The organism is Streptomyces sp. NPDC059679 (genome assembly GCF_042734105.1).
GTDB lineage: Bacteria > Actinomycetota > Actinomycetes > Streptomycetales > Streptomycetaceae > Streptomyces.
In genome coordinates, this window is record NZ_JBHWES010000056.1 from 1 (window position 1) to 21,226 (window position 21,226).

General features: G+C 71.9%; 19 protein-coding genes. 11 read left to right on the forward strand and 8 right to left on the reverse strand.

Annotation, left to right across the window (positions count from 1 at the left end; all coding sequences use genetic code 11):
• The first annotated feature begins 276 nt into the window (after positions 1-276).
• The 3 genes from ACFV2X_RS40370 to ACFV2X_RS40380 are packed head-to-tail and all read left to right on the forward strand — an operon-like array spanning position 277 to position 2,926.
• Positions 277-993, forward strand: a complete 717-nt coding sequence (locus ACFV2X_RS40370) for a CPBP family intramembrane glutamic endopeptidase (protein ID WP_385626284.1) — start codon at positions 277-279, stop codon at positions 991-993.
• A gap of 23 nt (positions 994-1,016) precedes the next feature.
• Positions 1,017-2,330, forward strand: coding sequence for a sensor histidine kinase (locus ACFV2X_RS40375; RefSeq protein ID WP_385626285.1), 1,314 nt, complete (start codon positions 1,017-1,019; stop codon positions 2,328-2,330).
• A complete protein-coding gene (locus ACFV2X_RS40380) occupies positions 2,282-2,926 on the forward strand; it encodes a response regulator (protein WP_385626286.1) in 645 nt (214 codons plus the stop codon). The genes ACFV2X_RS40375 and ACFV2X_RS40380 overlap by 49 nt, the downstream gene beginning before the upstream one ends.
• 16 nt (positions 2,927-2,942) lie before the next feature.
• Here the strand turns inward: ACFV2X_RS40380 and ACFV2X_RS40385 are convergent, their stop codons facing one another.
• The 4 genes from ACFV2X_RS40385 to ACFV2X_RS40400 all read right to left on the reverse strand — a co-directional run bounded on the left by ACFV2X_RS40385 (position 2,943) and on the right by ACFV2X_RS40400 (position 6,342).
• Positions 2,943-3,362, reverse strand: coding sequence for a Fur family transcriptional regulator (locus ACFV2X_RS40385; RefSeq protein ID WP_385626287.1), 420 nt, complete (start codon positions 3,360-3,362; stop codon positions 2,943-2,945).
• Between the two features lie 145 nt (positions 3,363-3,507).
• Positions 3,508-4,437: a metal ABC transporter permease gene (locus ACFV2X_RS40390; protein ID WP_385626288.1), complete on the reverse strand. Its 930-nt coding sequence runs from the start codon at positions 4,435-4,437 to the stop codon at positions 3,508-3,510.
• Between the two features lies 1 nt (position 4,438).
• Positions 4,439-5,347 carry an ATP-binding cassette domain-containing protein gene (locus ACFV2X_RS40395; protein WP_385626289.1) on the reverse strand — a complete coding sequence of 303 codons (909 nt, stop codon included), beginning with the start codon at positions 5,345-5,347 and terminating at the stop codon, positions 4,439-4,441.
• A gap of 29 nt (positions 5,348-5,376) precedes the next feature.
• The gene (locus tag ACFV2X_RS40400; protein ID WP_385626290.1) at positions 5,377-6,342 is read right to left on the reverse strand and encodes a metal ABC transporter substrate-binding protein; all 966 of its coding nucleotides are present in this window, start codon (positions 6,340-6,342) and stop codon (positions 5,377-5,379) included.
• 219 nt (positions 6,343-6,561) lie between these two features.
• On the opposite strand from ACFV2X_RS40400, the gene ACFV2X_RS40405 reads away from it, so the two are divergent.
• On the forward strand, positions 6,562-7,944 hold the full coding sequence (locus tag ACFV2X_RS40405) for a glycine--tRNA ligase (RefSeq protein WP_385626291.1): 1,383 nt from the start codon (positions 6,562-6,564) through the stop codon (positions 7,942-7,944).
• Positions 7,945-8,079: 135 nt separating this feature from the next.
• Entirely contained in the window at positions 8,080-8,373 is a 294-nt protein-coding gene (locus ACFV2X_RS40410) for a hypothetical protein (RefSeq protein WP_385626292.1), read from the forward strand.
• Here ACFV2X_RS40410 and ACFV2X_RS40415 read toward each other — a convergent pair.
• Complete coding sequence (locus ACFV2X_RS40415; protein ID WP_385626293.1) at positions 8,342-8,896, reverse strand: hypothetical protein; 555 nt, start codon at positions 8,894-8,896, stop codon at positions 8,342-8,344. The two genes, ACFV2X_RS40410 and ACFV2X_RS40415, sit on opposite strands and share 32 nt — an antisense overlap.
• Positions 8,897-9,079: 183 nt before the next feature.
• Between ACFV2X_RS40415 and ACFV2X_RS40420 the strand changes: the two genes are divergently transcribed.
• On the forward strand, positions 9,080-10,276 hold the full coding sequence (locus ACFV2X_RS40420) for a sensor histidine kinase (RefSeq protein ID WP_385626294.1): 1,197 nt from the start codon (positions 9,080-9,082) through the stop codon (positions 10,274-10,276).
• On the forward strand, positions 10,264-10,908 hold the full coding sequence (locus ACFV2X_RS40425; protein WP_385626295.1) for a response regulator: 645 nt from the start codon (positions 10,264-10,266) through the stop codon (positions 10,906-10,908). The genes ACFV2X_RS40420 and ACFV2X_RS40425 overlap by 13 nt, the downstream gene beginning before the upstream one ends.
• Positions 10,909-11,010: 102 nt before the next feature.
• On the opposite strand, the gene ACFV2X_RS40430 is transcribed toward ACFV2X_RS40425, so the two are convergent.
• Positions 11,011-12,477, reverse strand: a complete 1,467-nt coding sequence (locus ACFV2X_RS40430) for an MFS transporter (RefSeq protein WP_385626296.1) — start codon at positions 12,475-12,477, stop codon at positions 11,011-11,013.
• 101 nt (positions 12,478-12,578) lie between these two features.
• On the opposite strand from ACFV2X_RS40430, the gene ACFV2X_RS40435 reads away from it, so the two are divergent.
• Entirely contained in the window at positions 12,579-13,460 is an 882-nt protein-coding gene (locus tag ACFV2X_RS40435; RefSeq protein ID WP_385626297.1) for a helix-turn-helix transcriptional regulator, read from the forward strand.
• A gap of 65 nt (positions 13,461-13,525) precedes the next feature.
• On the opposite strand, the gene ACFV2X_RS40440 is transcribed toward ACFV2X_RS40435, so the two are convergent.
• Together ACFV2X_RS40440 and ACFV2X_RS40445 are read right to left on the reverse strand one after the other, a co-directional pair.
• Positions 13,526-14,620, reverse strand: coding sequence for a serine hydrolase domain-containing protein (locus tag ACFV2X_RS40440; protein ID WP_385626298.1), 1,095 nt, complete (start codon positions 14,618-14,620; stop codon positions 13,526-13,528).
• Positions 14,621-14,744: 124 nt separating this feature from the next.
• A complete protein-coding gene (locus ACFV2X_RS40445) occupies positions 14,745-16,223 on the reverse strand; it encodes an MFS transporter (RefSeq protein ID WP_385626299.1) in 1,479 nt (492 codons plus the stop codon).
• Positions 16,224-16,387: 164 nt separating this feature from the next.
• On the opposite strand from ACFV2X_RS40445, the gene dusB reads away from it, so the two are divergent.
• From dusB to ACFV2X_RS40460, 3 genes are all read left to right on the forward strand, one after another.
• Positions 16,388-17,596, forward strand: coding sequence for a tRNA dihydrouridine synthase DusB (gene dusB / locus ACFV2X_RS40450; protein WP_385626300.1), 1,209 nt, complete (start codon positions 16,388-16,390; stop codon positions 17,594-17,596).
• Between the two features lie 129 nt (positions 17,597-17,725).
• Positions 17,726-18,976 (forward strand): hypothetical protein, encoded by a 1,251-nt coding sequence (locus tag ACFV2X_RS40455; protein WP_385626301.1) that lies wholly within the window; start codon positions 17,726-17,728, stop codon positions 18,974-18,976.
• A 23-nt stretch (positions 18,977-18,999) separates the two neighbouring features.
• On the forward strand, positions 19,000-21,225 hold the full coding sequence (locus ACFV2X_RS40460) for a caspase family protein (RefSeq protein WP_385626302.1): 2,226 nt from the start codon (positions 19,000-19,002) through the stop codon (positions 21,223-21,225).
• The last annotated feature ends 1 nt before the right edge of the window (position 21,226 follow it).

Here is a 21,226-nt window from a genome sequence, read left to right on the forward strand (position 1 = left end):
GGTTTGGGACACCGACACGCCGACGCAACGGCGTGTCGGTGTCCCAAACTCACCACAGACTCAGGCGAAGTCCCAGAGGGTGCACCTTGGTACACCCCTGCTCGGCAGCTATGTGCAGAGGCAGCGGGCTCCCCGACCGGCATCGTCGACAGCGACGTTGATCCGGTACGACCCGATCGGGGGCCTGGCGATATGCACAAGTGGAAAGCGAAGGCAGGGGTGTTCCTCGCTGTCACGTTTGTGACGGCGGGGATGTTGGGGGCCGTACAGCCTGCGATGCGGATACCGACTGAGGTCATCCAGCTCACGCAGTTCGGGCCCGCGCTGGGGGTGGTCGCGGTGGCGCTGCTCTGGCCCTCCCCGGTGCGGGCGCTGCTCGCCGGGGCGTGGCCCGCAGGTCGGTTGGTGCGGCCTGGGCGGGCGAGCCGTGCCCTGCCGCTGTCCGCCACGGCGCCGCTGCTCGCCACCGCGCTGCTGATCACCGCACTCAGCGCGGGCACGTACGCCCTGGCGACCGGTGACGCCCACGCCACCGATCCACGCGCCCTGGACCATCCCTTCGCGCTGATCGTGGTGGCGCAGCTGATCGGCGCGTGCGGTGAGGAGATCGGCTGGCGCTGTTTCCTCCAGCCGCTCCTGCGGACCCGTTTCGGTCCACTCGCCGTGTCGACCTCGATCGGCGCGGTGTGGGGGGTGTGGCATGTGCAGGTGTTCGCGCAGGCCCCGGCGTACGCGGCCGGGTTTCTGCTGGGCACGGTGGCGATGTCGGTGGTCCTGGGACTCGGGCTGGAGCGTGTACGGGCCAACCGGCTGCTGCTCGCGGGCGGCTTCCACACCCTGATCAACCTGGGCATGCTGCTGTTCATGGACGAGGAGTCCGGTGCGGTGCTGCCCATGGTGCTCTTCGGGGCCGCGTGCCTGGTGGCGGCGGTGCCGTGGGTGTGGCGGACCCCCGCGGCTAGGATCCCCGCCATGGCGCACTCGGCGCGCTGATCCGACGGGAGCGATGGGCGGTCATGGGGGGATTGGGGGCCGGCGGTCTGCGCGCCCTCGTCAGGTGTCAGCTGCTCGGTCTTGTGGCCCTGGCGGTGGTCGCCGTCGGCGGGCTGGTGATCGGCGCGCTGCTGCTGCTTCCGATCGGGCTCGGGTTCCGGCTGCTGCCGCCCGCCGCGGGCGCCCTGCGCGGGCTCTCCGACCGGTACCGGTCATGGACCGCCCGCTGGACGGGTACGGCGATCAGCCCGCCGGACCCGCTCGCCCCGGACCGGTCCGCGTCCGAGCGGCCCCGTCGGCGGGCGGCCGCGGTCCTCGGCGACGAGGGGTTCTGGCGCGATCTGCGGTGGGCCTGGCTGGAGCCGTGGTTCGGGGGGCTGCTGGTCGCGGTACCGCTCGCCCTCGTCGAGTACGGGGCGTTCGGCGCGCTGGTGCAGCCGTTCATCTGGCGGCTCCTCGACGACGGCAACTGGTACGCCTTCATCCCCGTACGCTCCACCCCGACGATGCTCGCCGCACTGGCCCTCGGCCTCGCGTTCATCGCGGCCGGGGTGCGGCTGGCCCCCGTCGTGCTCGGGCTGCACGCCCGCTGGAGCCGCCGCCTGCTGTCCGCGCCGCGCAGCACCGAACTCGCCCGGCGCGTCGAACGGCTCACCGACATCCGCGACGAGTCGCTGGACGCGCAGGCGGCCGAACTCCGCCGTATCGAACGGGATCTGCACGACGGCGCACAGGCCAGGCTGGTCGCCCTCGGCATGACGCTGGACGAGGCCACCCGGCTCCTGGACAGCGACCTGGAGGCCGCCCGACAGCTGCTCCTGGACGTGCGCGAGACCTCTGCGCGGGCGCTCCAGGACCTGCGCGACCTGGTCCACGGCATCCAGCCCCCGGTGCTCGCCGACCGGGGGCTCGGCGACGCCGTACGGTCGCTGGCGCTCGACAGCTTCCTCGACGTCCATGTCGAGGTCCGGCTGCCCGGACGGCTCCCGGCGCCGGTCGAGTCCGCCGCCTACTTCGCGATCAGCGAAGCGCTCGCCAACGCGGCCAAGCACTCCGGTGCCGAAGAGGTGCGCATCACCCTGACATACGAGGACCTGACATACGAGGACCTGGCACACGAGGACGGCGCACGGCTGCGGGTCACGGTCACCGACGACGGCCGGGGCGGCGCGGACCTGGCGCGGGGGACCGGACTGCGCGGCGTACAGCGCCGGTTGGGTACCTTCGACGGCAGTCTCGCCCTGCACAGCCCCCTGGGCGGCCCGACCACCGTGACCTTGGAGATCCCGTGCGCGTCGTCCTCGCCGAAGACCTCTTCCTGCTCAGGGACGGGCTGATGCGCGCCCTGCGGGAGCACGGCTGCGAGGTGATCGCCTCCGTGGACAACGGCCCGGCCCTGCTCCGCGCGCTGCGCGAGGAGGATCTGGACGTCGCCGTGGTCGACATCCGGCTGCCGCCGACCCACACCGACGAGGGCCTTCAGGCCGCCCTGGAAGCCCGCCGCACCCGCCCCGCGCTGCCGGTGCTGATCCTGTCCCAGTACGTGGATCAGCTCTACGCCCATGAGCTGCTGGCCGGGGGCGAGGGCGGTATCGGCTATCTCCTCAAGGACCGGGTCACGCACACCGGGCAGTTCATCGACGCGGTGCGTACGGTCGCGGCCGGCGGTACGGTCATGGACCCGCAGGTCATCTCCAAGCTGCTGGCCCGCAGCGACGCCAGGGGGCGCACCGGCAGCCTCACCCCGCGCGAACACGACGTCCTCAAGCTGATGGCCGAGGGCCGGTCGAACGCCGCCATCGCGCACGCCCTGCACTTCAGCGAGAGCGCGGTCGCCAAACACACCGCGAGCATCTTCGACAAGCTGCGGATCGAACCGTCCGCCGACGACAACCGCCGCGTCCTGGCCGTACTGGCCTACCTCAAGCGCTGAAGCTGCCCCTGGTCGGTTACGCCTCGGGCGCCGTCGCGCAGTCCCCGCAGGTGCCGAAGATCTCGATCGTATGGGCGACGTCCACGAAGCCGTGCTCCGCCGCGATGGCGTCGGCCCACTTCTCCACGGCCGGGCCCTCGACCTCGACCGCCTTGCCGCAGGTGCGGCAGACCAGGTGGTGGTGGTGCTCGCCGCTGCTGCAGCGGCGGTAGACGGCCTCGCCGTCGGTGGTGCGCAGGACGTCGACCTCGCCCGCGTCGGCGAGGGACTGGAGGGTGCGGTAGACCGTGGTCAGGCCGACGGAGTCGCCGCGGTGCTTGAGCATGTCATGGAGCTCCTGCGCGCTGCGGAACTCGTCAACCTCGTCCAGTGCCGCAGCCACCGCCGCCCGCTGCCTGGTGGACCGGCCGTGTACTGGGGGACCCGCGGTCACCACAGTTGCCTCCTCAACATCGCCTGCTCGTCGCCTGCTCGTACGTCGCGCATCCGCGTGGCCATTGTGCCAGGGAATGCTGAGCGAACGGGCTGGACAGCCGGACGCCCGGTGAGACGCCCGATGAGACGCTCGGCGAGACGCCCGGTCAGACGAGGACATCGTCCGCTTCGCCCGTTCCGGGGGAGCCCGCCCCCGGAACGGCGGCGCGGGCGCCGGGCAGCGGGAGGGTGCAGCGCTCCTCGGCCGTGGCGGCTCTGCGGGCGCGGCGTCTGGCCAACGGGGCGGCGAGCGCGGTGATCACGGCGAAGACGCCGATGGCGAGCACGACGATGCTCGCACCGGGCGGAACGTCCTGGTAGAAGGAGAAGACCGTGCCGGAGAGCGTCACCACGACGCCGATGGCGACGGCGAGCGCGAGCGTCATCGCGAAGCCACGGGTGGCCTGTTGGGCCGCCGCGACCGGCACCACCATCAGAGCGCTGACCAGCAACAGGCCCACGACGCGCATGGCGACGGTGACGGTGACCGCGGCGGTGATGGCCAGCAGCAGATTGAGGGTGCGCACCGGCAGCCCGGTCACCCGCGCGAACTCCTCGTCCTGGCACACCGCGAACAGCTGGCGGCGCAGCCCGAGGGTGATCAGCACGACGAAGGCCGCCAGGCAGCTGATCGCGGTCACGTCCTCGCGCGAGACGGTGGTGATCGAGCCGAAGAGATACGTGGTGAGGTTGGCGTTGGAGCCGGTCGGCGAGAGGTTGATCAGCAGTACGCCGCCGGCCATACCGCCGTAGAAGAGCATCGCGAGGGCCAGATCGCCGCGCGTCTTGCCGTACCAGCGGATCAGCTCCATGAGGATCGCGCCGAGCGCGGAGACCGCGACGGCCGTCCACACCGGGTTGGTGCCGGTCAGGAAGCCGAGCGCGACGCCGGTGAGCGCGACATGGCCGATGCCGTCGCCCATGATCGCCTGGCGGCGCTGGACGAGGTAGATGCCGACGGCGGGGGCGGTGATGCCGACCAGGACGGCGGCGATCAGGGCCCGCTGCATAAACGCGTAGTCGAGGATTTCCAACATGTCAGGTCAGCAATCCCGTCCGGATCGGTTCGGCGTCGTGCGCCGCGTGCGGGTGTACGTGGTCGTGGCCGGGCAGCGCGTGCTGGCCCACGGCCTTGGGCGGCGGGCCGTCATGGACCACACAGCCGTCGCGTAGCACCACCGCGCGGTCGATCAGCGGCTCCAGCGGGCCGAGCTCGTGCAGCACCAGCAGCACGGTGGCGCCCTGGGCGACCTGCTCGCGCAGCGTCGCGGCAAGGATCTCCTGGCTGGCCAGGTCGACCCCGGCCATCGGCTCGTCCATGATCAGCAGTTCGGGTTCACCGGCCAGCGCGCGGGCGATCAGCACCCGCTGGTGCTGGCCGCCGGACAGCGCGCTCACCGAGTCCTTGGCCCGGTCGGCCATCCCGACCAGCTGCAGCGCCCGGCGCACCGCCGCCCGGTCCGCCGCCCGCGGCGGCCCCAGCCGCCTGCGGGCCAGCCGCCCGGAGGAGACCACCTCGCGGACGGTGGCGGGCACGCCGCTGGCGGCGGTGGTGCGCTGCGGTACGTAGCCGATGCGGGCCCAGTCTCGGAAGCGGCGGCTGGGGGTGTCGAACAGCCTCAGCTCACCGCCGGACAGTGGCACCTGGCCGACGACGGAGCGCACCGCCGTGGACTTGCCGGAGCCGTTGGCGCCGAGCAGCGCGACGACCTCGCCGCGCCGTACGGTCAGATCGACGCCGCGCAGCACGGGGCGGCCGCCGAGGGAGGCGGTGGCGCCGCGCAGCGATATGACGGCGGGGGCCTCGTCGGAGCTGTCGGCGGAGGTCTCGGCGGGGGCCGCGTCGTGGGTTTCCGCGGAGGTCTCGGCGGAGGTCTCGGCGGGGGTCTGGGCTGAGGTCTCGGCGGGGACTGTGGTGGGGGCTGTGGCGGGTGGTTCCGGCTTCATGCGGCTTCCTCCGCTCGTCGTTTCGCGCCTCACTTGGCGCCCAGGGCCGTCTGGAGCGCCTTGAGGTTGGCGTGCATGACCTCGAAGTAGTCGTCGCCCTTGGACTGGCCGGTGATGCCCTCGATCGGGTCGAGCACATCGGTGCGCAGATGCAGATCGCCCGCCAGGGTCTTGGCGGTCTTGTCGCTCACCAGCGTCTCGAAGAAGACGGTGCCGACCTTCTCCTTCTCCGCGACCGAGTGCAGCGCCTTCATCCGGGCCGGGCTGGGCTCGGACTCCGGGTCGACGCCGGAGATGGCCTCCTGGCGCAGACCGTAGCGCTCGGCGAGATAGCCGAAGGCGGCGTGGGTGGTGATGAAGGTGTCCGAGGTGCGGCTCTTCAGGCCCGTCTTGAAGTCGTCGTTCAGCGTGCCGAGCTGCTTGACCAGTGCGGCGGTGTTCTTCTTGTAGGCGGCCGCGTTGTCGGGGTCGGCCTTCTGCAGCGCCTTGCCGACACCCTCGGCGACCTGGGCGTAACGCACCGGATCCAGCCAGATGTGGGGGTCGGAGCCCGCGTCCTCGCCGGAGTGCTCGTGCTCGTCGGTCCCGTGCTCGTGGTCGCCGTCCACCTCGGTACCGTGGTCTTCCAGGGTGGTGAAGGAGGCCGCGTCGGCGACGTGCTTCGGCTCGGCCTGGCCGATGGCGGCATCGACGGCGGGCTGCAGACCCTTGAGGTAGACGACCAGTCCGGCCTTGCTGAGGTCGGCGGTCTGCCGGGCGCTGATGTCCAGGTCGTGCGGTTCCGCGCCGGCCTTGGTCAAACTGGACACATGGACGTGACCGCCGCCTATGCGCTCGGCGAGAAACTGCATGGGGTAGAACGACGCCACCACATCGAGTTTGCCGTCCGTACGGCCGTCTGTCGCATCGGCGGAGCAGGCTGTGAGCGTCGTGGCCAGACCGAGAACAGCGGCTCCGGCGACGGCGGCCGGGATGATGGAGCGGCGTATGTTCATGACTCTCATTTTCAACAAAGATGGAAACGATTGTCAACAACGGACCTCTTCTTGATCGTTTCGTCGATCGTTTCGCATACCGATTTGATCCGAGGGGTGGAGCCGCCGGTAACCTGAAGCATTCGCTTTGACGTCCGCACGCCGTCCGCAAAGCCGCCATCAGCGACACACAGTCGTCTCACACAGTCGTCATCAGCCGTCATCAATGAAGAGAGCACCGTGGCCGCCGACAAGATCGACACCATCGTCAGCCTGAGCAAGCGCCGTGGCTTCGTCTACCCGTCCAGCGAGATCTACGGCGGGCAGCGAGCTGCCTGGGACTACGGACCGCTCGGCGTTGAGCTGAAGGAGAACGTCAAGCGCCAGTGGTGGCGCTCGATGGTCACCTCGCGCGACGACGTGGTCGGACTCGACTCATCGGTGATCCTCGCCCGCGAGGTCTGGGAGGCGTCCGGCCACGTCGCCACCTTCACCGACCCGCTCACCGAGTGCACCTCCTGCCACAAGCGGTTCCGCGCGGACCACCTGGAGGAGGCGTACGAGGCCAAGCACGGCCGGCAGCCCGAGAACGGGCTGGCGGACATCAACTGTCCGCACTGCGGCACCAAGGGCAGCTTCACCGAGCCCAAGCAGTTCTCCGGCCTGCTCTCCACCCACCTCGGCCCCACCCAGGACTCCGGCTCGGTCGCCTATCTGCGTCCCGAGACCGCCCAGGGCATCTTCACCAACTTCCTCGCCGTCCAGCAGACCTCGCGCCGGAAGCCGCCCTTCGGCATCGCCCAGATCGGCAAGTCCTTCCGCAACGAGATCACGCCGGGCAACTTCATCTTCCGCACGCGCGAATTCGAGCAGATGGAGATGGAGTTCTTCGTCAAGCCGGGCGAGGACGAGCAGTGGCAGGAGTACTGGATGGAGCAGCGCTGGAACTGGTACCGCGACCTCGGCCTCCAGGAGGCCAACATCCGCTGGTACGAGCACCCCAAGGAGAAGCTCTCCCACTACTCCAAGCGCACCGCCGACATCGAGTACCGCTTCAACTTCGGCGGCTCGGAGTGGGGCGAGCTCGAGGGCGTGGCCAACCGCACCGACTACGACCTGAAGGCCCACTCGCAGGCCTCCGGCCAGGACCTGTCGTACTTCGACCAGGAGGCCGGCGAGCGCTGGACGCCGTACGTCATCGAGCCGGCGGCGGGCGTGGGCCGCGCGCTGCTGGCCTTCCTCCTCGACGCGTACATCGAGGACGAGGCGCCCAACGCCAAGGGCAAGATGGAGAAGCGCACCGTGCTGCGCCTCGACCCGCGCCTCGCGCCGGTCAAGGTCGCCGTGCTGCCGCTGTCCCGTAACCCGCAGCTCTCGCCGAAGGCCAAGGGGCTCGCGACGGACCTGCGCAAGCACTGGAACATCGAGTTCGACGACGCGGGCGCGATCGGCCGCCGCTACCGCCGCCAGGACGAGATCGGCACGCCCTTCTGCGTCACCGTCGACTTCGACACCCTCGAGGACAACGCGGTGACCGTGCGGGAGCGCGACACGATGAAGCAGGAGCGGGTCTCCCTCGACCAGATCCAGTCGTACCTGGGCGGTCGGCTGATCGGCTGCTGATCGGCTGCTGATCAGGGCGTTTCATAAGGCGATCAGGCCAAGACGGGCCCTGGCGCCGCGGGTAGACTGCCGCGGCGCCAGGGCACAGCTTTGTGGCTCTGCGGAGAACCGGGGGGTTCCGGAATCGTGCGAGGTGTGACGCATCACATCACGGCCACCCGCGAGGACGGGACCGTCTTCGAGGTGAGCTACGGATACGGCGCCCGGCAGCGGCGGATGCTCGGCTGCCTCCACTGCGACTGGGAAGAACAGATCACCTACGGCGGCGCCCGGCACAAGGGCCTCGATCACCTCGCGCAGGCACACGGCGCGGTCGGCAGCCCGACCATGACGGCCGACGCGCGGGCGCGGCGGCAGGTGCTGTGGGCGATGACGGTCTGCTTTCTGATCGCCGCGGTCATCCTGTGGTGGGCCACGTCCCGGACATGAGGCCGGCGCGGTTCGTGGAGTCTGTACGGTCCGTCTTCAGGGCCAGCACGGCACACAGCGCCGCCAGCGGCAGCTCCGCGCCCACGGCCATGGCGAGGGCCGCGGCCAGTTCGGCGCCCGGGGCCGCGGTCACGGTGTCGAACCAGGCGTCCACCACCAGCAGCGCGGAGGTCGCCGCCGCGGTGAGCCGGTGGCGGTCGTCGCCCCGCCGCCGCAGCAGCCCGGTGGCCACCAGCCCAACCGCCTCCAGCGCGTCCAGGCCCACCCACGCGACGTTCCAGTGGCCGACCTGGGCGGTGGGCGGGAGCGTCGTCGCCAGGACGACGAGCCAGGGGACGAGCGCGACGCCACTGCCGAGCAGCACGCACTCCACGGCCCGGGGGCCCCGGCGGCTACGGCGGGCCGGGCCGCCGAGCCCGGCCCGAATCACGCGGGCGGCCCGGGCGGCCCGGGTGGCCGGTGCGGTCCGTGCAGGGCGGGCAGTCCGTGCAGGGCGGGCCGTGGGGGCGTACAGGGCGCTCATCAGGGCTGATCTCCTTCCGGCCCGATTCGGCTCGGCTGCTCCTCGGGCACGGCCACCAGCCTTCCCGGCACGATCGCGCCTGTCGGTAACGCGAGTTGCCGAACGGGGGTGGCACTAGTTGCACCTCCGATCCGGGTACGGGCATCAGCGACCCGCCCCGGGGCCGCGGTTTAAGGTCGGCGCATGAGACTCCCCACCGCGCCGCGAGCAGCGCTCACCCGGCTGCGGCGCGACGCGGTATTCCTGCTCGCGGGTGTATCCGTGCAGTTCCTGGCCCTGTTGGTGTTGAGCGTGCCGTGGCTGGTCTACAGCGACACCGCGATGCCGCTCCTGGGCGTCCTGGCCGCCGTCGCCCTCCCGGTCGCCGCCCTGGCCGCCGTCAGCCCGGCGTTCACCCGGATGCAGCGGCGCCGCTTCAAGGCCCTGCTCGGCATCGACATCCCCGGCCCGGCGCGCCGGGGCCCGGAGCTGCGCTACAACCTGCTGGTCGGCCCGGCCATCGCATGCGGCGGAGTACTCGTCTGGTGCTTCGCCCTGGTGGTGGGACTGGCGGCTTCGACCGTGTTCACCTGGAGCTCGCTGGGCGGGCGGCTGAAGTTCCTCCCCACCACCATGGCGGCCACGTATGTCACCGCGCTCGGCTTCGCCCTGCTCGCCCTCGCGTACTGGCTCACCGGCGCCCTCGTACGGGCCGACGTCCGCGCCGCCACCGCGCTGCTCGGCCCCGACCCGGCGACGGAGCTGGAGCGCCGGGTCGAGGACCTGACCGAGCGCCGCGCGGGCACCGTCGACGCGGCCGACGCCGAACGCCGCCGCATCGAACGCGACTTGCACGACGGCGCCCAGCAGCGGCTCGTCTCCATGGCGGTCAACCTCGGCCTGGCCAAGGCCACGCTCGGTGATCTGCCCGAGGAGGCCCGCAAGGTCATCGACGAGGCGCACCGGGAGGCCAAGGAGGCCATCGAGGAGCTGAACAACCTGGTGCGCGGGCTGCACCCGGCCGTCCTCGACGACCGCGGCCTGGACGCCGCTCTCTCCGGCATCGCCGCCCGCGCCCCACTGCCGGTACGGCTGCACATCGACATCCCCGAACGCCCCGCGCCCACCGTCGAGGCCGTCGCCTACTTCGTCGTCTCCGAATCCCTGGCCAACACCACCAAGCACGCACAGGCCACGGGGGCCGACGTCACGGTCGTCAGGACGGGCGACATACTGCGGGTGGTGATCGCCGACGACGGGGTCGGCGGCGCCGACCCCGCCCAGGGCAGCGGCCTCACGGGGCTCGTGGGGCGCGTGGGCTCCGTGGACGGGACCTTCGACCTCAGCAGCCCCCGCGGGGGCCCGACCGTCATCACCGTGGAGCTGCCGTGCGTGCTGTGATCGCCGAGGACTCGGTCCTGCTGCGGATCGGCCTGGTGAAGGTCCTCCAGACCGCGGGCTTCGAGGTCACGGCGGAGGCGGATGACGCGGAGGGCCTGCTCGCGGCGGTCGAGGAACACCACCCGGACATCGCCGTGGTCGACGTCCGGATGCCCCCGGGCTTCACCGACGAGGGCGTACGGGCCGCGCTGCTGATCCGCCGCCAGTGGCCGGACACGGCGGTGCTGCTGCTGTCCCAGTACGTGGAGGAGCGCTACGCCGCGGACCTGCTGACCACGCACACCAGCGGGATCGGCTACCTCCTCAAACAACGCGTCGCGGACGTCGAGGACTTCATCGCCGCCCTCCACCGCGTCGCGGGCGGCGGCACCGCCCTCGACCCCCAGGTCGTCGCCCAACTCCTCGTCCGCCGCCACCGCGACCCCCTGGACCGACTCACGGCGCGCGAGCGGGAGGTACTGGAGCTGATGGCCCAGGGGCGGTCGAACGCGGGGATCGCGGAGGGGTTGGTGATCAGCGAGTCGGCGGTGGCCAAGCACATCAACAGCATCTTCGCGAAGCTGGACCTGCCGGTCGCGGACGGCGACCACCGACGGGTCCTGGCGGTCCTGCGCTTCCTCGGCGTGGGCTGAGCGACCGGCCGCCGCCGATGTGCGGCTCCGCCCGGGGGCCGGCCGGGGACTCGTGCCGGGGGTATCCGGGCTGCCTCGTCGCCCGGTTGGAGTGAAGGCCGCTCACCCCGGCATCCGCGGCAACCGCAGGCTCAGCAGCCCGGTCACCACGACGCCCGCGAGCTGGAGGGCCAGGGTTCGGACCATCGCGTCGCCCATGCCCATGGAGGGGGTCAGGGTCAGGAAGAGGGTGCCGAGGGTGGCCACGCCCAGGGCCAGGGCGGATTGTTGGGTGGTGACCATGACTCCGCTGCCGACCCCCGCCCGTTCCGCGGGGACCTCGGCGAGGATGCCGCGGATCAGGACGGGCAGTTGCAGGCCCTGGCCGAAGCCGGCGATCGCGATGCCGGGGAGCAGGTCGGCGAGGGTGAGGCCGGTCCAGCTCTGGTGGACGGTCAGGATCAGCAGGGCGATGCCGATGGCCTGGATCACCGAGCCCGTGGTCACGACGCGGTTGCCGTAGCGGCTGACCAGGCGTGGGCCCATCAGGGACGCGATGAAGAAGGTCGTGGCCATGGGGGCCAGGGCCAGGCCGGCCTCGACGGGGCCGTAGCGGAGGCCCTGCTGGAGGGCGACCGCGATGACGAACATGAAGCCGCCGAAGCCCGCGCTGAACGGGAGGAGCATCAGCAGGCCCCGGCGCAGGCCGGGCAGGGCGAACAGGCTCGGCGGGAGCAGCGGGGTGCGGCCGGAGGTCTCCAGTCGGCGTTCGATGGCGTAGAAGGCGACGGCGGCGACGGGGAAGGCGGCCAGCAGCAGCCAGGTCCACAGCGGCCAGCCGGCCGCGCGGCCCTCGGTCAGCGGAAGCAGCAGCGCGATCAGGGCGAGGGCCAGCAGCGCGGTGCCGGGGACGTCGACGGGGGCGGGGCGGTCGGAGCGGGTCTCCGGGATGGCGCGGGCGGCGAGGGCCAGGCCGGCCAGCGCGACCGGGACGTTGACCAGGAAAACCGCGCGCCAGCCGGTGCCCGCGAGGTCCGCGGCCACCAGTACGCCGCCCAGGATCTGCCCCGCCACCATGGCAAGGCCGGCCGTGGCGCCGTACAGGCTCACCGCGCGGGCGCGGCGCGGCCCGGAGGTGGTGGCGTGGATGGTGGCGAGCACCTGGGGGAGCAGCAGGGCCGCCGAGGCGCCCTGCGCCACGCGGCCCGCGACCAGGCTCCAGGCGTTCGGCGCGAGACCGCAGGCCAGGGACGTCAGCGCGAAGGCGGCCATACCGGCGAGGAAGAGCCTGCGCCGCCCGAAGGTGTCGCCCAGCCGGCCGCCGAGGACGAGCAGTACGGCGTACGCGACGCCGTACCCGGCGACGACCAGCTCCAGCAGGGCGGGGCCCGCGTTCAGATCGCGGTCCATGGCGGGCAGGGCGACGTTGACGATGAAGAAGTCGATGAGAGGGAGGGCCGCGCCGAGCAGCACGGTGAACAGGCCGAGGGCGTTCAGGGTCCCGCCGGCGTCGGGCGCGGCCCCGGCGGGACCGGAAGCCCCGGCCGCCCTGGCGGCCGGTGTCTGGGTACGGATGGTTGTCTGGCTCACGGATACGACCCTCGCGCCAGGCTCAGCCGGGTACCAGAGTCTCCTTATCCTGGTACAAGAACTACCTGGAAACCGGCTGAGCCCTCAGGCACCCTGGTCCCATGACCACCATGGCCCAGGAGAGCGCGACGGCCGCCACTGCCGCCACCGACGGCATACGCCGCGACGAGCTCGCCGCGTTCCTGCGCAGCCGGCGCGAGCGGATCACCCCCGAGCAGGTAGGTCTGCCGCGTGGGCGGCGTCGGCGTACGCCGGGGCTGCGCCGCGAGGAGGTCGCCCAGCTCGCCGCGGTCGGGGTCACCTGGTACACCTGGCTCGAACAGGCCCGGGACATCCATGTCTCCACCCAGGTCCTCGACGCCATCGCCCGCGCGCTGCTCCTCGACCGCAGCGAGCGGCAGCATCTGTTCGCGCTCTCAGGGGCCGTCGACCCGAACCCCGGCAGCCAGTGCACGGGGGTGACCCCGGCGCTGCGGCTGATGCTGGAGCAGCTGGAGCCGTTCCCGGCCTGCCTGCAGAACTCGCGGTTCGACATCCTCGCGTACAACCGCACCTACGGGCGGCTGCTGTGCGACCTGGAGGCGGTGCCGCCGGAGGACCGCAACTGCCTGTGGCTGTCCCTCACCCACGCCGACTGGCGCGCCAGCATGGTCGAGCCGGAGGAGACGATTCGGGTGATGGCCGCCAAGCTGCGGGCCGCGATGGCCGAGCATCTGGCCGAGCCGACGTGGAAGGCGCTGCTGAAGCGGTGCCAGGACGCCTCGCCTGAGTTCCGCGAGGTCTGGGCCCGGCATGAGGTGCTGCGGCCCGGCGACAAGGTCAAGGTCTTCCGCCAGGCGCAGGTGGGCACGCTCCGGGTCACCGGCACCAACCTGTGGACCGGCCCGCGCTCGGGGCCCAAGCTGCACGTCTACACCCCGGCGGACGACGAGACCCACGAGCGCCTGGAGCGGCTTCACACCCTGGTGCTCGCCGAGGTCTGAGCGGCACCGCGTTTTCCGGTGGCGGCCCCGCGCTTTCCGGAGAGGGGCGTAGCGCCCGTCTTCGCTCAGTCCTCGCCCACCACCGTCAGGTCGTCGCCCAGGGCCGCGGCGATCCGGGCGGCCCGGGAGTGATCGTCCAGCCGCCGCGTCAGATAGGCACAGGCGTGGTGGTGCCGGAGCGACCACCAGGCGGCCGAGCCGCCGATCCCGCCCTTGGCGATCTTGCCCTTGTCGCGTACGAACCCCAGCGTCCAGGTGATGTCGGTGCCGAAGACCTCGTCGAAGCCGGTGATTCGGGAGGTGAGCAGCTCGGTGTGCAGCTGTGGCCCCAGCAGTTCGCGCACCGGGCCGTCCTCGCTGGTGAGCCGGGAGAAGAACGCCGCCATGGCGGTCGCGGTCGTGTGCAGATTGGCCGCCCCGAAGACCGACTGCCGCCAGGCGCGGGAGTTCGTCCGCGCCGTGTCCAGGGCCCCGGCGGGGATCTGGAGCCACGGTGCCGCGTGGAGCTGCCGCGGCCAGTCGGGGTCCGCGTACTCGAGTTCGGCGACGCGGTCCAGTGCGTGATCCGGTACCCCGAACCAGGCGTCGAGCCCCAGCGCGGGCCGCACCACATCGTTGAACATCTCTCCCAGCGTCGTGCCGGCGCCCGCGCGCAGAATGCCGTCGACCAGGTGGCCGTAGGTCAGCGCATGCTCCCCGAGCGACGTCCCGGGCTCGTACTCCGGCGCCGCCTGCGCCAGGCTCTTCCGTAGCCCGTCCTCGTCCAGCAGGTCGAGACCCGCGGCTGCGGCCGGGAAACGCGGCTGGCCGGCCCGGTGGGTGAGCACCTGGCGGAGCGTGGTCCGCTCCTTGCCCCGGACCCCGTACTCGCCCCAGTACCTGGCGATCGGCTCGTCCAGCGCCAGCGCGCCGTCGCGGACCGCCACCAGGGCGGCGAGTGTGACGAACGACTTCGACAGCGAGTAGGGCTGGACCAGCGTGTCGCCGCGCCAGGGACGGCTCCGTCCGGCGTCGGACCACCCCCCGCTCAACCGGACGACCTCGCGGCCCTCCCGCCAGACCGACAGCCCGGCCCCCGTTTCCGAGCCGCTGTCCACCAGCCGCTCGAAGACCCGACGCACCTCGTCGTAGCCGTCCGCGGCGAACCCTTCGACGTTCATCGTCCGCGCTTCCTCCACCCGTCCCCATACCCCCTGGGGGTGTCCAGGAGGTCTATGGGGAAAATACCGGGGTGGGGTATGTGGGGCAACTGGTTCGGCCGGTATGCGACACAACGGGTCCGGATTACGCCTTGGTGGTGGCCGAGACCTGAGCGGGCGCGCGCTCGTCGCCGAAGAGCGCGGCAGCGCGCTTGGCGGTGCCCGCCGCCCAGCGGCCGGTGGTGAGGACCCCGAGCAGCAGCACCGAGCCCCCGCATCCGGCGATGATCCACCAGGCGGGGCGGGCCGCGTCGACGAAGGCCGTGGCCGAGGCGGCGCTGTGCGCCCCGCCCGCCGCGCTCGCCGCGCCCGAGGCCAGCACCGCGCCGATGACCGCGACGCCGAGCGACTGGCCCACCTGGCGGCTGGTGGAGGCCACCGCCGCCGCGACCCCGGCCTGGGTGCGGGGCATCCCGGACACCGCGGTGTTGGTGATGGGCGCGTTGACCAGGCCGAAGCCGATGCCGAACAGCACATAGCCGATCAGCAGCAGGGCGTCGGTCGCCTGGGCGTCGAAGGCCGCGAACAGCACCCCGCTCGCCGCCATCGCCGTCCCGGCCAGCAGCAGCGAGAGCCGCGGGCCGCGGCTGCCGACCAGCCGCCCGGACAGTGGCGCGAAGACGAAGCACATGGCCGCCATCGGCAGCATCCACAGCCCGGCGTGCAGCGCGCCGAGCCCGCGTACGTCCTGCAGATACAGCGTGTTCAGGAACAGGAACCCGCCCAGGGCCGCGAAGGCGCTCACCGCTATCACCGTCGCCCCGCTGAAGGGCGCGCTGTGGAAGAAGCGCAGTTCGATCAGCGGTTCGGTGCGGCGCCGCTCGTACGCCACGAGCGCGACCAGCGCGAGGGCGGAGACCGTGGTGCATACGGCGATCAGCGGGGAGCCCCAGCCCCGGTCGGGCGCCTCGATGATCGCGTACGTGAGCGTGCCGAGCAGCGCGGCGACCAGCACCTGGCCCCCCGGATCGGGTCGGCGCGGCTTCGGGGCGCGCGACTCGGGCACGTACCGGGCGGTCAGCACCAGGGCCGCGAGCCCCACCGGCACATTGAGCCAGAAGATCGACCGCCAGCCGACCGACTCCACCAGTACCCCGCCCACCAGCGGTCCGGCCGCCATGCTGATGCCGACGACCCCGCCCCACACCCCGATCGCGCGGGCCCGCTCCCTGGGCTCGGTGAAGGTGTTGGTGATGATCGACATGGCGACGGGGTTGAGCATCGAACCGCCGACCGCCTGCACCATACGGAAGGCCACCAGCGCCTCCAGGTTCGGCGCGAGGCTGCACAGCGCCGAGCCGAGGGAGAAGACCACCAGACCGGTCTGGAAGGTGCGCTTACGCCCCACCCGGTCGGCCGTCGAGCCCGCGAGCATCAGCAGCGCGGCGAGCACCAGCGTGTACGCGTCAATCGTCCACTGCATCCCGGAGACGGAAGCGTTCAGCTCACGCCGCATCGAGGGCAGCGCCACATTGAGGACGGTGTTGTCGAGGCTGACGAGCAACAGGCTCATGCAACAGATCGCCAGCACGAGCAGGCGCCGCCGTTGGCTCAGCTCAGGCATGGTTGAACGCTACATCGACAAGTCGGGTCAGGCCGCGCGAACGGTCGGGACAATCTCCCGTGGCGTACGCGGAACGCCGCGTGCGGGACAATGAGAGTTCGCCTCCCTCTTGACCCCATACCCGAGCTCCGCACCCGAGCCCCATACCCGAGGACACCTCTTCCATGACCGCCACGCAGCTGCAGATCGGACCGCACACGGTGACCCCGCCGGTGGTGCTCGCACCCATGGCCGGGATCACCAACGCGCCGTTCCGCACCCTCTGCCGGCAATTCGCCGAAGGCGACGGCTGGGGGTCCGGCCCGCGGCGCAGCCGCAATCCGGTGCTGCACCCCCCGGGAGATGGGGGCAGTGGCGGCAAGGGGCTGTTCGTGAGCGAGATGATCACGACCCGGGCGCTGGTCGAGCGCGACGCCAAGACCATGCGGCTGATCCACTTCGACGGGACCGAGAAGCCCCGCTCCATCCAGCTGTACGGGGTGGACCCGGTGACCGTCGGCAAGGCCGTACGGATGATCGTCGAAGAGGACCTGGCCGACCACATCGACCTCAACTTCGGCTGCCCGGTGCCCAAGGTCACCCGCAAGGGCGGCGGCTCGGCCCTCCCGTACAAGCGCCACCTGCTGCGTTCGATCCTGCGCGAGGCCGTGACCGGCGCGGGCCCGCTGCCGGTGACCATGAAGATGCGCAAGGGCATCGACGACGACCACATCACCTACCTCGACGCGGGCCGTATCGCGGTCGAGGAGGGCGTGACCGCCATCGCGCTGCACGGCCGTACGGCGGCGCAGCACTACGGCGGCACCGCCGACTGGGACGCCATCGCCCGGCTGAAGGAGGCCGTCCCCGAGATCCCGGTGCTGGGCAACGGCGACATCTGGTCGGCGGACGACGCGGTGCGGATGATGCGCGAGACGGGCTGCGACGGCGTGGTCGTGGGGCGCGGCTGCCTGGGGCGGCCGTGGCTCTTCGGCGACCTGGTGGCGGCCTTCGAGGGCGGCGCCGCACCGGCCCGGCCGACCCTCAAGGAGGTCGCGGCGGTCATGCGGCGCCATGCCGAGCTGCTGGCCCAGTGGCTGGAGGACGAGGAGCGGGGCGTCATCGACTTCCGCAAGCACGTCGCCTGGTACACCAAGGGCTTCTCGGTCGGCTCCGAGATGCGCAAGCGGCTGGCCATCACCTCGTCCCTGGCCGAGCTGGACGCGCTGCTCGGCGAGCTGGACCTGGACCAGGAGTGGCCGGCGGGCGCGGACGGCCCGCGCGGGCGCACCTCCGGCCGCAACCGCGTGGTGCTGCCGGACGGCTGGCTGGACGACCCGTACGACTGCGCGGGCGTCAGCGCGGACGCGGAGCTGGACACCTCCGGCGGCTGAGCGCTGACCTGGGGCGCGCGGGAGCATGACGCCTTGAACGCGGGGCATGACGCGTCCGGAGAGGGGCATGACGCGTTAAGGTGATGGGCTCGTGGTCCCGGCGGGGAGCCGGACGGTCTGGGGGGATCGGTGACAAGCGTCGTCTTCGTCCATGGCACGGGGGTCCGGGCCGCGTCGTACGAGAAGAGCTTCGCGCGGGTGGTGAGCGGCCTGGGCCGGGCGAGAGCCGAGGCCCGGGTCGTCCGCTGCTTCTGGGGCGAGGAGCACGGTGCCTCGCTGGGCCTCGGCGGCGCGTCGATCCCGGTGCGGACGCGGAACCGGGGGGTCGGCGGCGACGCCCTGCTGGACGAGGACGATCCGCTGGCCGTCTGGGCGTTGCTGGAGGTCGATCCGCTCGCCGAGCTGCGGGAATTCGCGGAGGCGGCCAAGGCGCGGCGCGGCGGGGGAGCGCGGGCCGGCTTCGCCCCCGGGCGCCGGGACCCCTGGCAGGAGACCGCCGACAAGGTGCGCGGGCTGAGCCTCAAGGCCGTGGCGGACGGCGGGGGCAGCCTGGGCGAGCTGGCCACTGATCTCGCGCCGCATCTCGGCACGGCCGGCGTCCGCGTCGCCCATGAGATCTCCCGCACCCTGGGCGGAACACCGCCCGTCGACGGCATTGAGCAGATCGCGGCCCGTGCCGTATACGCCCTGGCCGTCGGCTTGGCCGAGGGCCCGCAGGGCGTCGGCGAACCGCTCGAGGCGGACGGTGCCGACCGGGACACCGTCGTCGGCGCGCTCAGCGATCAGCTGGGCGGCACCGACCGGGGCGGAGTCGTCGCCGGCGCCGCGAAGGGCATCGCCGTGCGGGCGCTCAACTCCTACCTGTCACCGATCTCTTCGCTGGCCCACAGGTACCGCGGCCGGATCACCAATGGTTCCGTCCCGGCCGGCGGCGACATCCTCCGCTACCAGGCGCGCGGTGCCGGTGTGCGGGCCGCGATCCGCGCGGCGGTGCGCGAGGCGGCCGAGAGCGGTGACGGGCCGGTCGTGCTGCTCGCCCACAGCCTCGGCGGCATCGCCTGTGTCGATTTCCTCGCGGATGCCACCGAGCCGCCGCCGGAGGTGGCGCTGCTGGTGACGGTCGGCTCGCAGGCGCCGTTCCTCTACGAGCTGGACGCGCTCACCTCGCTGCGCCGCGACGAGCCGCTGCCCGACACCTTCCCCCGCTGGCTCAACGTCTACGACGAGCACGATCTGCTCGGCTTCGTCGGCGAGAAGGTCTTCCCCGACCGGGTCACCGACCTGCGCGTCAACACCCGCCAGCCCTTTCCGCGCGCCCACACCTCGTACTTCGCCCACCAGCGGCTGTACGAACTGCTGGCCCCGGAGCTGCCCCGGTGAGGCAGGCGGCGCAGGCGACACAGGTGGCACAGGCGACACAGGCGGCATACGACTGGCGCCGCACCCATGCCGTGATCGTGGCGGTCGAGCAGTACAACGGCGGCGACGATCTGAACCTCGACGGCCCGGTGCACGACGCCATCGAGATGCGGAAGTGGCTGACCGGGCAGGGCGTCCCCGCGGAGAACATCCAGCTGCTGGCCTCCCCCATGGGGCGCAACAAGGCGGCCCTGGAGGCGGTGCACCCCGCGTACCGACCGGCGGACCGCGCCCATGTGCGCAAGCTCTTCCGGGAGGGGCTGCGCGAGATCGACGGCGACTGGCTGTGGGTCTACTGGGCCGGGCACGGAGTGCAGGCGCGGGACGGCCGGTGGAGCCTGCTGTATCCCGAGACCCATGAGAGGGACATCCAGGGGGCGGACGCCGACAGCCTGGTCAACCTGTTGCGGACGGACCATCTGAAGTGGTCGAGCATGGGCAGGGTCACCGTGGTCATCGACGCGTGCCGCCAGGCCCTCGATGTCGGCGTCCATGAGCTGGCCGACCCCCCGGACACGCTCCCCATCGAGCCGCAGACCGACCATGACCGCCAGATCTTCTGGATGCGGGCCTGCCAGGCCGGGGCCGTCGCCAAGAACCAGCAGGGTGCCGGACTGTTCACCTCCGTACTGTTACGGCAGCTCAAAGCGGCCTCAGTGGACGGGGCGGCGCCGGACCTGGACCGGGTGTGGCAGGCCGTCTCGGACGAGTTCGACCGGCTGCGCGAGGACGAGGGGACGCGGCAGCTCCCCACGGTCTTCGTCAGCAACTGGCAGGAGGAGAAGGAGCGTGAGTTCAGCTGGCGCCGCCCCCTTGACCTCGAGCAGCAGCGGTCCCGGAAGAAGCTGATCTACGAGGTGGCCGGTCTGCTGGCGGCCGGGCCCGGGCGCGCGGCGGCCGTCGCCGCCAGGCTCTGCGACGAGTTCACCACCCCATCGCCCCGTACGGTGCCCCCCTCGGCCGAGGAACTGGTCGACTGGGCGCTGGCCAACCCGCACGGTACCGCCACACTCCTGGCCGAGCTCACCGGCGAACGGCCTCCGGAGCGAGCGGAGTTCCACAAGGTCTGCCACGCCCTCCAGAACCAGTGGCTCACCCGCGCCGAGTACGCGCGGCTCGTCGCGCTGCTGGGCCGTCTGGACGAGCCGGGCCGGTACGACATCGCCGAGGTCGCCCGGGACAAGTACCCCGTCGACCTCCCGTCCCTCGAACCGGTCGCGCTCGTCGACGCCCTCGAAGCCCTGTTGCTCCCCCCGCCGCGGCAACTCCCGCAGCTGCTGCGCGTCGTGGAGCACTACGCGGCGCTCGGCGGCGAGATCGCGGGCGAGCTGCGCACCTGGTCACTGGGGTGCGCCGAGCGGCTTGGGCTCGACGGCCAGCTGCACGAGCGGCGCGCCGAAGCGGAGGAACACGCCCGGCGCCGCCACGCCCGCCCCGACACCGCCGCGGACCAGGGCGGTAGCGGGGGGAGCATCCAGATACGGCTGCACCCACCGGGCGGCAGCGGGCAGCGGCGCGCCTACGAGGTCTGGTCGCGGGCAGGCGAGACCGTACGCTCCCTGGCGAAGGCCGACACCCCCGCCACGCTGGAGGAGATACAGCGCGGCCTCGATGACCTCCTGACCACGCACGCCCGGACCCTTGACACATTGGTGGAGTTCTTCGTGGCCCCCACCGACCTCGAACTGGCGGTCCACCGCTGGCAGCTCGGCGCCCAGGGCCCGTTTGAGCGCTCACTGGGCACGGACTATCCGGTCGTGGTGCGGTGCACCGAGCTGCGCGCCAATCAGCGGCACGTCTGGGAGCGGCGGTGGCACAAGGCCGGTACGGCGGGCGCCGAGGATCTGCACTGGCTGCCCGCGCACATGGACACCTTCAAGCAGGTCCACGGTGACCTCCAGGGCAAGGAGGACGCCCCGGGCGCGGTGGTGACCGCCCCGGCGCGGGCTCGTTCCGAGGTCTTCAACGCCTGTCTGTTCGGCGGAGTGCCCGTCCTCCTGTGGCACGTCGAGGCGGAACCGGACACCGCGCGAGCCGAGTTGAAGGCGGCCCTGCGCGGCGCCGAACGGCTCAAGACCCTGCCTCAGCATCTGCGCAAGCTCCGGTCGGCGAGCGACGCCGACGAGAGCCATCCGGGCAGACATGTGGCCCTGCTGTGGGACGATCCCCACCGACCGCTCCCGGAAAAACTCGACCTGTCGGCACCCTGAG